This window comes from Streptomyces sp. NPDC015532, from assembly GCF_043078065.1.
Classification (GTDB): domain Bacteria; phylum Actinomycetota; class Actinomycetes; order Streptomycetales; family Streptomycetaceae; genus Streptomyces.
The window spans coordinates 1,491,360-1,502,275 of sequence record NZ_JBIBSY010000001.1 but is presented as its reverse complement, the minus strand read 5'-3'; the positions used below and the strand labels follow the sequence as shown (position 1 = coordinate 1,502,275).

Below are 10,916 nucleotides of genomic sequence, written 5' to 3'. Positions count from 1 at the left end.
GGAGGAGAGGCGCGCGGGGGCGGAGGGAGTGGCCGCGGTGGGTGGGCCGTCATCGGTCCGCGCCGCGGTGGAGGAGAGGCGCGCGGGGGCGGAGGGAGTGGCCGCGGTGGGTGGGCCGTCATCGGTCCGCGCCGCGGTGGAGGAGAGGCGCGCGGGGGCGGAGGGGGTGGCCGCGGTGGGTGGGCGGGCGCCTGTACGGGCCGTGCCGGACGCGGCCGGTTCGCGGTCACCGGTGCCGGGACCCGCGCCCCGCGCTCGTACCAGCAGCACCCACGGCAGCACGGCCGCCGCCGCGAGTCCCGCCCACACCACGAGGCCGGAGCGCCAGTCGCCGCCGAGGACGTCGGTCATGGGGACGGTCGCCGCCGCGGCGGCGGACGTGCCCAGGGCCAGGGCCATCGAGTACAGGCCCGTCATGGAGCCGACCTTGTCGGGGAACCAGCGCTTGACGATCACCGGCATCAGGACGTTGCTGACGGCGATGCCCATGAGCGCGAGCGCGCTCATGGCCAGGAAGCCGGCCGTTCCCCCGATGTACGGACGCACGACGAGGCCCGTCGTGATGGCGACCATGCCCGCGCAGACCACGGCGGCGGGCCCGAAACGGCGGGCGAGCCGCGGTGCCGTCACGCCGAAGACGGCGAAGCACAGGGGCGGCACCGAGGTGAGCAGGCCGGCGGCGCCGCCGCTCATGCCGAGGCCGTCGCGCACCTCTTCGAGGAGGGCGCCGAGGCTCGTGATGGCCGGGCGCAGGTTGAGGGCGGCGAGGACGATGCCGGCCACCATGAGCCGTACCGTCCACGCGCGCGGGAGGGGCGTTTCGGGTGCCGTGCTCACGGTGGAGCGGCCTATCGCGGGGGGCCGCGTCTGCGTGCGGGTTTCCTCGGGGACCATGAGGCCATCATAGAATCATGGGATGATTGGCTGTCCAATCCCGCTGCGTTAATCTCCGGAGCCTCCGCCCCGCGCGAACGATCACACCCGGGCCCGTACGAAGGACCGCCATGCCGCTGAGCCATCCCCGCCGTTCGGCCCTGTCCGAGCAGGTCATCGCCGAGCTGCGGAACCAGATCACCTCGGGCGAGTGGCCGGTGGGCTCCCGTATCCCCACCGAGCCGGAGCTCGTCGACCAGCTCGGCGTCGCCCGCAACACCGTGCGCGAGGCGGTCCGGGCGCTCGCCCACAACGGGCTGCTGGACATCCGGCAGGGATCGGGCACCTACGTCGTGGCGACCAGCGAGCTGGCGGGCGTGATGCACCGCCGGTTCGCGGACGCCGATCCGCGGCACATCGCCGAACTGCGCTCCACGCTGGAGTCGAGCGCCGCGAGGCTGGCCGCGGAACGGCGCACCGAGCGCGATGTCAAGCAGCTGGAGGCGCTCCTCGTACGCCGGGAGGAAGCCTGGGAGTCGGGCGACGCGGAGGCCTTCGTGGCCGCCGACGCGACCTTCCATCTGGCGGTGGTGGCCACGTCCCGCAACGACGTCATGACGGCGATGTACGCGGATCTGGGCGAGGTGCTGCGCGACTGGCTGCGCGTGGACGTCGGCGAGGAGCTGACACCCGAGGCGTACATGGACCACGCCCTGCTCGTCGACGCGATCAGGGCGGGCGACGCGGAGGCGGCGGCCGCGGAAGCCGCGAGCTACCCCTTCCAGTGCCGACCCGGCCCGCCGGCCGGCCGGAAGTAGGCGCGGGCACGAAGTGCCGGTCCCGGGGCGGGTTCGGAAGCCCGGGTCGGTGGAGCTCAGTCCTCGTGGGTGATCCAGACCGCGCGGATCTCCTTCCAGCAGCGGCCGGTCAGCCGGACGGTCGTCGCCGGTCCGACCTCGACCGGGGTGCTGTCGCTGTCGATGTCCCACCAGCGGGCGCACTCGACGTGCAGAGCGACGCGGTCGGTGCCCACATAGGGGTTGTGGCAGTACGCGACGGCCCGGGAGCCGGTGACGGTGATCCGGCACTCGGCGCCGAACGGCTGGGGCACGGCGGGCCGTCGCGCCCCCTCGCTCCCCGCGGCCCGCGAGGACCCTCCGTTCACACCCTCCGCGCGGGGGTGGGACATCGCGTCGTACGGAACGGCCAGCACCAGAGCGACAGCGGCGAACACCGGAACGAAGCGGCGGGACAGGCGCACAAGGGGACCTCCTCGGCCGTAAGGCTGCGGGGCGGGCGGTGCGTTCTCCCAGAGTGCCGGTCAGGGGGTCCCGCCCGCCCGGCCGACTGGGCCGAACGGGCGACGCCCCGCTCCCCGCGCGGTGCGGGAAACGGGGCGCCGATACCGTGCGTAAGCGTTTACGCGCCGATGGCGTGCAGACCGCCGTCCACGTGGATGATCTCGCCCGTGGTCTTCGGGAACCAGTCGCTCAGCATGGCGACGACGCCCTTGCCGGCCGGCTCGGGGTCCTTGAGGTCCCACTCCAGGGGCGCGCGGGTGTCCCACACCGAGGCGAGCTCGCCGAAGCCCGGGATGGACTTGGCGGCCATGGAGCCGATCGGGCCCGCCGAGATGAGGTTGCAGCGGATGTTCTGCTTGCCCAGGTCACGCGCCATGTAGCGGCTGGTGGCCTCCAGGGCGGCCTTGGCCGGGCCCATCCAGTCGTACTGCGGCCACGCGTACTGCGCGTCGAAGGTGAGGCCGACGACGGAGCCGCCGTTCTGCATCAGCGGCAGGCAGGCCATCGTCAGCGACTTCAGGGAGAACGCCGAGACGTGCATGGCCGTGGCGACGGACTCGAACGGCGTGTTCAGGAAGTTGCCGCCGAGGGCGTCCTGCGGCGCGAAGCCGATGGAGTGCACGACGCCGTCGAGGCCGCCCAGCTCCTCGCCGACGATCTCGGCGAGACGCCCCAGGTGCTCGTCGTTGGTGACGTCGAGCTCGATGACCTTGGTGGGCTTCGGCAGCTTCCTGGCGATGCGCTCGGTCAGCGTGGGCCGCGGGAACGCGGTCAGGATGATCTCGGCACCCTGCTCCTGGGCCAGCTTGGCGGTGTGGAAGGCGATGGAGGACTCCATCAGCACACCGGTGATCAGGACGCGCTTGCCCTCAAGAATTCCGCTCATGGTGATCAGTGACCCATTCCCAGTCCGCCGTCAACCGGGATGACGGCTCCAGTGATGTACGAGGCGTCGTCCGAGGCGAGGAACCGCACCGTTGCGGCGATCTCCTCGGGCTGCGCGTAACGGCCCAGCGGTACCTGCGACACGATGTTGCCGCGCTGCTCCTCGGTGAGCGCCTGCGTCATGTCGGTGTCGACGAAGCCGGGCGCGACGACGTTGAAGGTGATGTTGCGCGAGCCGAGCTCGCGGGCGAGCGATCGCGCGAAGCCGACAAGGGCGGCCTTGGACGCGGCGTAGTTCGCCTGTCCCGCCGAGCCGAGCAGCCCGACGACGGAGGAGATCAGCACGACGCGGCCCTTCTTGGCCCGCAGCATGCCCCGGTTCGCGCGCTTGACCACGCGGAAGGTGCCGGTGAGGTTCGTGTCGATGACCGAGGTGAAGTCCTCCTCGGACATGCGCATCAGCAACTGGTCCTTGGTGACACCGGCGTTGGCGATCAGGACCTCGACCGGACCGTGCTCGGCCTCGATCTCCTTGTAGGCCTGCTCCACCTGCTCGGTGTCGGTGATGTCGCACTTGACCGCCAGGAAGCCGGCCGGCGGCTCACCGGAGCGGTACGTGATCGCGACCTTGTCGCCTGCGTCGGCGAATGCGCGGGCGATGGCGAGGCCGATGCCCCGGTTGCCTCCGGTGACGAGAACCGAGCGGCTCAACGGATCACCCTTTCGTTAGCGGACTGAAACCCCTGCAATACAGGCGCCTTCCCCGAAAACCTATCGGTCCGCCAGGCCTCCCAGAGAATCGGGCACCGACAGTGGGTTTGGGTGAGCACTGTCGGATCCCTACAGAAAGCCGGGGCTCCACGGCCTGAAGGCGGACGCCTCGCGGCCGAAAGACGCGCCCGGTCACGGCAAAGGCGTGGCCGCCGGACCCGCCCGCGCGACATGATCGGACCGACGGGCCACGACAGCAGGGAGACCTCGGTGCCTCATTCCATCGACGAAGCCTTTACGGCGCTACCGCTGCGCGCACTCGCCGACGCCGCGCTCGCGCGGGCGCGGGCGCTGGGCGCCGACCACGCGGACTTCCGGTTCGAGCGGGTGCGCAGCGCGTCCTGGCGGCTGCGCGACGCCAAGCCGGCCGGATCGTCGGACACCACGGACCTGGGGTACGCCGTCCGGGTCGTGCACGGCGGGACCTGGGGGTTCGCGTCGGGCGTCGACCTGACGATGGACGCGGCCGCGAAGGTCGCCTCGCAGGCGGTGGCGATGGCCAAGCTGTCGGCCCAGGTGATCAAGGCGGCCGGGTCGGACGAGCGGGTGGAGCTGGCGCGGGAACCGGTGCACGCCGAGAAGACGTGGGTCTCGTCGTACGAGATCGACCCCTTCTCCGTGCCGGACGAGGACAAGGCGGGGCTGCTCGCCGACTGGAGCGCACGGCTGCTGGCGGCCGACGGCGTCAACCACGTCGACGCGTCCCTGCTGACCGTGCACGAGAACAAGTTCTACGCGGACACCGCCGGGACCGTGACCACGCAGCAGCGGGTGCGGCTGCACCCGCAGCTCACCGCGGTGGCCGTCGACGAGTCCAGCGGCGAGTTCGACTCGATGCGGACGATCGCGCCGCCGGTCGGGCGCGGCTGGGAGTACCTGCAAGGCACCGGCTGGGACTGGGACGCCGAGCTGGAGCGGATTCCCGTACTGCTCGCGGAGAAGATGCGGGCGCCGAGCGTGGTGGCGGGGGTGTACGACCTCGTCGTCGACCCGTCCAATCTGTGGCTGACCATCCACGAGTCCATCGGGCACGCCACCGAGCTGGACCGCGCGCTCGGCTACGAGGCGGCGTACGCCGGGACCTCCTTCGCCACCTTCGACCAGCTCGGCAAGCTCAGGTACGGCTCCGATCTGATGAACGTGACCGGTGACCGTACCGCCGAGCACGGCCTCGCGACCGTCGGGTACGACGACGAGGGCGTCGAGGGCCAGTCCTGGGACCTCGTGAAGGACGGCACGCTCGTCGGCTACCAGCTGGACCGGCGGATCGCGAGCCTGACCGGCTTCGAGCGCTCCAACGGATGCGCGTACGCCGACTCCCCCCGGCATGTGCCCGTACAGCGGATGGCCAACGTCTCGCTGGCGCCCGACCCCGGCGGGCTGTCCACCGAGGACCTGATCGGAGGCGTCGACCGCGGCATCTACGTCGTCGGCGACCGCTCCTGGTCCATCGACATGCAGCGCTACAACTTCCAGTTCACCGGCCAGCGCTTCTTCAAGATCGAGAACGGCCGGATCACGGGCCAGCTCCGTGATGTCGCGTACCAGGCGACGACCACCGACTTCTGGGGCTCGATGGCCGCGGTGGGCGGCCCCCAGACGTACGTCCTCGGCGGCGCCTTCAACTGCGGCAAGGCCCAGCCCGGCCAGGTCGCCGCGGTGTCGCACGGCTGCCCTTCCGCCCTCTTCAAGGGTGTCAACATCCTCAACACCACCTCGGAGGCCGGTCGATGAGCGCCCGTACGAACAAGCCGCACGAGGTCGTCGAGCGCGCCCTCGAACTGTCCCGGGCGGACGGCTGTGTGGTGATCGCCGACGAGCAGTCCACCGCCAACCTCCGCTGGGCGGGCAACGCGCTCACCACGAACGGGGTCACGCGCGGCCGCACGCTCACCGTGATCGCCACCGTCGACGGCCGCGAGGGCACGTCGTCCGGTGTGGTCTCGCGCTCGGCCGTGACCGCCGACGAACTGGAGCCCCTGGTCCGGGCGGCCGAGGCCGCGGCTCGGGGCGCCGGGCCCGCCGAGGACGGCCGGGCGCTGGTGACCGGCGTACCGGAGTCCCCCGACTTCACGGACGCGCCCGCCGAGACGTCCTCCACCGTCTTCGCCGACTTCGCGCCGGCGCTCGGCGAGGCGTTCGCACGCGCGCGTGCGGGCGGCCGTGAGCTGTACGGCTTCGCCAACCACGAGCTCGTCTCCAGCTACCTCGGCACGTCGACGGGCCTGCGGCTGCGGCACGACCAGCCGAACGGCACGCTGGAGGTCAACGCCAAGTCCCCGGACCGTACGCGTTCGGCCTGGGCGGGACGCTCGACGCGGGACTTCAAGGACGTCGACCCGGCCACGATGGACGCGGAGCTGGCGCTACGGCTCGGCTGGGCCGAGCGGCGCGTCGAGCTGCCCGCCGGGCGGTACGAGACCCTGCTGCCGCCGACCGCGGTCGCGGACCTGCTGATCTACCAGATGTGGTCGGCCGCCGCCCGGGACGCCGCCGAGGGCCGGACCGTCTTCAGCAAGCCCGGGGGCGGCACCCGGATCGGCGAGCGGCTCACCGAGCTGCCGCTGACGCTGCGCAGCGACCCGAACGAGCCGGGCCTGGAGTCCGCCCCCTTCGTCCTCACGCACTCCTCCGGCGACGACGCCTCCGTGTTCGACAACGGGCTGCCGCTGAAGGCCACCGACTGGATCCGGGAGGGCGAGCTGCGGCATCTGTCCACGACCCGGCACAGTGCGGGTCTGACCGGACTGCCGGTGACGCCGTCGATCGGGAACCTCGTCCTGGACGGCGGCGAGGACCGCTCCCTGGAGGAGATGGTCGCCGGCACCGCGCGCGGTCTGCTGCTGACCTGCCTCTGGTACATCCGCGAGGTCGACCCGGCGACCCTGCTGCTGACCGGGCTCACCCGCGACGGCGTCTACCTCGTCGAGGACGGCGAGGTCGTGGGCGAGGTGAACAACTTCCGGTTCAACGAGTCGCCGGTGGGCCTGCTGGGCCGGGCCACGGAGGCGGGGCGGACGGAGAAGACGCTGCCCCGGGAATGGAGCGACTGGTTCACCAGGGCCGCGATGCCCGCCCTGCGGGTGCCGGACTTCAATATGAGTTCTGTCAGCCAGGGCGTATAACCTCGTACCTGATTCACGAGACCACTCAAGGAGATACGAGAACCGTGACGGACATCGTCGACGAGCTGAAGTGGCGGGGCCTGTTCTCCCTGTCCACCGACGAAGATGCTTTGCGCAAGGCGCTCGCGGACGGTCCCGTCACGTTCTATTGCGGCTTCGACCCGACCGCGCCGAGCCTGCACGTCGGTCACCTGGTGCAGGTGCTCACGATGCGCAGGCTCCAGCGGGCGGGGCTGCGGCCGCTCGCCCTGGTGGGCGGGGCGACGGGCCAGATCGGTGACCCCCGCCCCACGGCCGAGCGCACCCTGAACGACCCGGAGACGGTCGCGAACTGGGTGACACGCCTGCGTTCGCAGATCGAGCCGTTCCTGTCCTTCGAGGGCGAGAACGCCGCGGTCATGGTGAACAACCTCGACTGGACGGCCGGCCTGTCGGCCATCGAGTTCCTGCGGGACATCGGCAAGCACTTCCGCGTCAACAAGATGCTCACCAAGGACTCCGTGGCCCGTCGCCTGGAGTCCGCGGAGGGCATCAGCTACACGGAGTTCAGCTACCAGCTGCTCCAGGGCATGGACTTCCTGGAGCTGTACCGACGCCACGGCTGCACCCTTCAGCAGGGCGGCAGCGACCAGTGGGGCAACCTCACGGCGGGCCTGGACCTGATCCACCGTCTGGAGCCCGGGGCCCAGGTGCACGCGCTGGCGACGCCGCTGATGGTCAAGGCGGACGGCACCAAGTTCGGCAAGACCGAGGGCGGCGCCGTCTGGCTCGACCCCGAGATGACGACGCCGTACGCGTTCTACCAGTTCTGGCTGAACGTGGACGACCGGGACGTCTCGACGTACCTGCGCATCCTGTCCTTCAGGTCCCCCGAGGAGCTTCAGGAGCTGGAGCAGCAGACCGAGGAGCGTCCGCAGGCCCGTGCCGCCCAGCGCGCGCTGGCCGAGGAGCTGACGACCCTGGTGCACGGCGCCGACCAGACGGCCGCCGTGATCGCCGCGTCCAAGGCCCTCTTCGGGCAGGGCGAGCTGACCGACCTCGACGAGCGGACGCTCACCGCGGCGCTGTCCGAGGTGCCGCACATCCAGGTCGCCGCGGCGGGCCCGGTCGTGGACCTCTTCGCCGAGGTCGGCCTGGTGGCCAGCAAGTCCGCCGCGCGCCGTACGGTCAAGGAGGGCGGCGCGTACGTGAACAACGTCAAGGTCGCCGCCGAGGACGCGGTCCCCGCCGCGGAGGACCTGCTGCACGGGCGCTGGCTCGTGCTGCGCCGGGGCAAGAAGAGCCTGGCCGCCGTCGAGGTCACGGGCGGCTGAGCGGTCCGACGACAGCGAGGGCGCGGGCCGCTTCCCGGATCGGGAGGCGGCCCGCGCCCTTCGTCCGTCCGGGCGGCGTCACGCCCGCTGCTGCGCCTTCTTGTTCCCCCACAGGGCCATGTACGCCATGTCGCCCAGCGCCACGATGACGATGGCGGCGATCAGCTGGAAGAGGTGACGGGTCCAGTCGATGCCGGACGTCGCCGCGACCCCGAAGGCGCGCGCGAGGGCGTTGCCCACGATGGCGCCGAGCATGCCGAAGATGGTGGTCAGCCAGAGCGGGCTGTGCTGCTTCCCCGGGATGATCAACTTGGCGATCAGGCCCAGCACGAATCCGACGATGATCGCCCATATCCAGCCCATGTCCGCCTCCTCGTACCGCTCCGGGTGAGCCGTACGGCCAGTGTCCGGCCGGCCACCATACGACGCATGTCGGGCGCGTCCGTACGCGCTACGGCGCATCCGGTCCCCCCGCACGGGGCATGCCCCCGGTCTCGAAGGTGTCGCAGACGCGGCGTAACGTGGAAGCCGTCCGGGCCCGCTTCCTCGGCGGGTCCGTGCCGGGTACGGACCGGGGAGCGTCCGACACAGGCAGGTGGTGGAGTGTGACCAGGAAGCAGAGCAACGTCCAGGTCTTCCGGATCACGGGAGCCAGACAGAGCCTGGACGACGACGTGCGCGGCCGGCAGCGCCGCTATGTCATCTCGATGTCCGTCCGCACGGTGTCGGTGATCCTGGCGGCGACCCTGTGGAACGTCGAGCGGCCCGTCGCTCTGGTCGCTCTGGTCCTCGGAATTCTCCTCCCGTACGTCGCTGTGGTCATCGCCAACGCCGGACGCGAGAACGCGCCCTCGCTCCCCTCGACGTTCGTCACCGCTCCGCTGCGTCCGATGATCACGCCGCCTCGGCAGGACGGCTCGGAGAAGCCGTTCCCCGAGGGCGCCGCGAGCGGTCCCGAGGCGCGTTCGGGGGCCGAGCCGCACGACCCGAGCTGAGTGTGGACCGGAGCCGAATCGCGGGTGAACTCGCCCCGGTACAAGGCCGGTTCAGCTCCGGACGGACGTCGACGCATTCGCCGAAAACGGAATATCCCGCCGCGGACAAGCTCAAGAAAAGCTCAGATCAATCATGTTGTTCCGGTGCCGGGCGGCGGGTTACCCGTGACATACTTCGTACGCGCTCCGCATCCCCCGTCGGAGCGACGGACCGACGCCGGGCAGCTCCCCCCGTGGCTGCTCGGCGTCGCCTTTGTCAGCTCTCGGAGCCCGGTTCACGGACTGTCCGCCCACTGCGCGGAGCGCGTGCCGCGAAGCCTCGGTTAGGGTCGGCAGAGTGATCTGGAACGCCTCCGACCCCGCCTCCCCCGTCTGCTCGGCCAAGGCCTGCCGTGCGGATGCCGTGTGGGTGCTCGCCTGGAACAACCCGAAGCTGCACACGCCGGAGCGCCGCAAGACCTGGCTCGCGTGCGAGGAGCACCGCGAGCATCTGTCGCAGTTCCTCGGGGTGCGCGGGTTCCTGAAGGACGTCGTGGCCCTCGACGAGTGGGAGGCCTCCCGGCCCGCGGAGCGCGGGGAGGAATAGCCGCTCCCGTCAGCCGCCGATCGCCGACATCGGGCGGTCGGGTTGAATGAACGACGGGTCGTCCAGGCCCGCCCCGGCCTTCTTGCCCCACATCGCGGCCCGCCAGACGCGGGCGATCTCCTCGTCGGGCTCCCCAGAGCGCAGCGCGGCGCGCAGATCGGTCTCCTCGGTCGCGAAGAGACAGGTGCGCACCTGGCCGTCGGCGGTCAGGCGGGTGCGGTCGCAGGCCGCGCAGAACGGGCGGGTGACCGAGGCGATCACCCCGACGCGGTGCGGGCCGCCGTCGACGATCCAGCGCTCGGCGGGTGCGGAACCCCGCTCGCCGGCGCCTTCCTCGGTGAGCTCGAAGCGGGTGCGCAGCGAGGCGAGGATGTCGGCGGCGGTGACCATGCCGTCGCGCTTCCAGCCGTGCTGGGCGTCCAGGGGCATCTGCTCGATGAAGCGGAGTTCGTAGTCGTGCTCCACGGCCCAGGCCAGCAGGTCCGGGGCCTCGTCGGCGTTCAGGCCCGGCATCAGCACCGAGTTGATCTTGACGGGGGCCAGTCCGGCGGCGTGGGCGGCTTCGAGGCCGTCGATGACGTCCTTGAGGCGGTCACGGCGGGTGAGGGTCTTGAAGACGTCGGGCCGCAGGGTGTCCAGCGAGACGTTCACCCGGTCCAGGCCCGCGGCCTTCAGGGCGGCCGCGGTGCGCTTGAGACCGATGCCGTTGGTCGTGAGGGACATCTGCGGGCGGGGGGCGAGGGCCGCGACCCGCTCGACGATGCCGGGCAGACCGGGACGCAGCAGGGGTTCGCCGCCGGTGAAGCGGACCTCTTCGATGCCGAGGCGGGTGACGGCGATCTCTATCAGGCGGACGATCTCGTCGTCGGTGAGCAGGTCGGGCTTGGCGAGCCACTGCAGGCCTTCCTCGGGCATGCAGTAGGTGCAGCGCAGATTGCACCGGTCCGTCAGCGAGACACGCAGGTCGGTGGCCACCCGGCCGTAGGTGTCGATGAGCACGTGGGCCCCCTCCCTCGATGCCGATCACATTTTCCGGACACCTGTGAGCCTACGTGACGGGGCTGACG

General features: G+C 71.2%; 12 protein-coding genes. 6 read left to right on the top strand and 6 right to left on the bottom strand.

The window, feature by feature from the left end; translation table 11 throughout:
- A partial coding sequence (locus ACF07B_RS06435) for an MFS transporter (RefSeq protein WP_392177914.1) occupies window positions 1–894 on the bottom strand: 894 nt, incomplete at its 3' end.
- Window positions 895–1,004: 110 nt separating this feature from the next.
- Between ACF07B_RS06435 and ACF07B_RS06430 the strand changes: the two genes are divergently transcribed.
- The gene (locus tag ACF07B_RS06430; RefSeq protein WP_369484059.1) at window positions 1,005–1,691 is read left to right on the top strand and encodes a FadR/GntR family transcriptional regulator; all 687 of its coding nucleotides are present in this window, start codon (window positions 1,005–1,007) and stop codon (window positions 1,689–1,691) included.
- A 56-nt stretch (window positions 1,692–1,747) separates the two neighbouring features.
- Here ACF07B_RS06430 and ACF07B_RS06425 read toward each other — a convergent pair whose 3' ends face one another.
- From ACF07B_RS06425 to fabG, 3 genes are all read right to left on the bottom strand, one after another.
- Window positions 1,748–2,134, bottom strand: coding sequence for a hypothetical protein (locus ACF07B_RS06425; RefSeq protein WP_369484060.1), 387 nt, complete (start codon window positions 2,132–2,134; stop codon window positions 1,748–1,750).
- Between the two features lie 158 nt (window positions 2,135–2,292).
- Window positions 2,293–3,060: an enoyl-ACP reductase FabI gene (fabI, locus tag ACF07B_RS06420; RefSeq protein ID WP_369484061.1), complete on the bottom strand. Its 768-nt coding sequence runs from the start codon at window positions 3,058–3,060 to the stop codon at window positions 2,293–2,295.
- 5 nt (window positions 3,061–3,065) lie between these two features.
- Window positions 3,066–3,770: a 3-oxoacyl-[acyl-carrier-protein] reductase gene (fabG, locus tag ACF07B_RS06415; RefSeq protein WP_326788595.1), complete on the bottom strand. Its 705-nt coding sequence runs from the start codon at window positions 3,768–3,770 to the stop codon at window positions 3,066–3,068.
- A 270-nt stretch (window positions 3,771–4,040) separates the two neighbouring features.
- On the opposite strand from fabG, the gene ACF07B_RS06410 reads away from it, so the two are divergent.
- Genes ACF07B_RS06410 through tyrS form a run of 3 tightly spaced genes read left to right on the top strand, consistent with a single transcriptional unit; the run spans window position 4,041 to window position 8,268 of the window.
- Window positions 4,041–5,564: a TldD/PmbA family protein gene (locus ACF07B_RS06410; protein WP_362408824.1), complete on the top strand. Its 1,524-nt coding sequence runs from the start codon at window positions 4,041–4,043 to the stop codon at window positions 5,562–5,564.
- Window positions 5,561–6,955 (top strand): metallopeptidase TldD-related protein, encoded by a 1,395-nt coding sequence (locus ACF07B_RS06405; protein ID WP_384234238.1) that lies wholly within the window; start codon window positions 5,561–5,563, stop codon window positions 6,953–6,955. The genes ACF07B_RS06410 and ACF07B_RS06405 overlap by 4 nt, the downstream gene beginning before the upstream one ends.
- 44 nt (window positions 6,956–6,999) lie before the next feature.
- Window positions 7,000–8,268, top strand: coding sequence for a tyrosine--tRNA ligase (gene tyrS / locus ACF07B_RS06400; RefSeq protein ID WP_392177913.1), 1,269 nt, complete (start codon window positions 7,000–7,002; stop codon window positions 8,266–8,268).
- A 78-nt stretch (window positions 8,269–8,346) separates the two neighbouring features.
- Here the strand turns inward: tyrS and ACF07B_RS06395 are convergent, their stop codons facing one another.
- Complete coding sequence (locus tag ACF07B_RS06395; RefSeq protein WP_369484064.1) at window positions 8,347–8,631, bottom strand: GlsB/YeaQ/YmgE family stress response membrane protein; 285 nt, start codon at window positions 8,629–8,631, stop codon at window positions 8,347–8,349.
- Window positions 8,632–8,873: 242 nt separating this feature from the next.
- On the opposite strand from ACF07B_RS06395, the gene ACF07B_RS06390 reads away from it, so the two are divergent.
- Complete coding sequence (locus ACF07B_RS06390; protein WP_392177912.1) at window positions 8,874–9,263, top strand: DUF3099 domain-containing protein; 390 nt, start codon at window positions 8,874–8,876, stop codon at window positions 9,261–9,263.
- Window positions 9,264–9,600: 337 nt separating this feature from the next.
- Window positions 9,601–9,849, top strand: coding sequence for a hypothetical protein (locus ACF07B_RS06385; protein WP_369484065.1), 249 nt, complete (start codon window positions 9,601–9,603; stop codon window positions 9,847–9,849).
- 9 nt (window positions 9,850–9,858) lie between these two features.
- On the opposite strand, the gene moaA is transcribed toward ACF07B_RS06385, so the two are convergent.
- Window positions 9,859–10,848: a GTP 3',8-cyclase MoaA gene (gene moaA / locus ACF07B_RS06380; RefSeq protein ID WP_369484066.1), complete on the bottom strand. Its 990-nt coding sequence runs from the start codon at window positions 10,846–10,848 to the stop codon at window positions 9,859–9,861.
- Window positions 10,849–10,916: the final 68 nt, after the last annotated feature.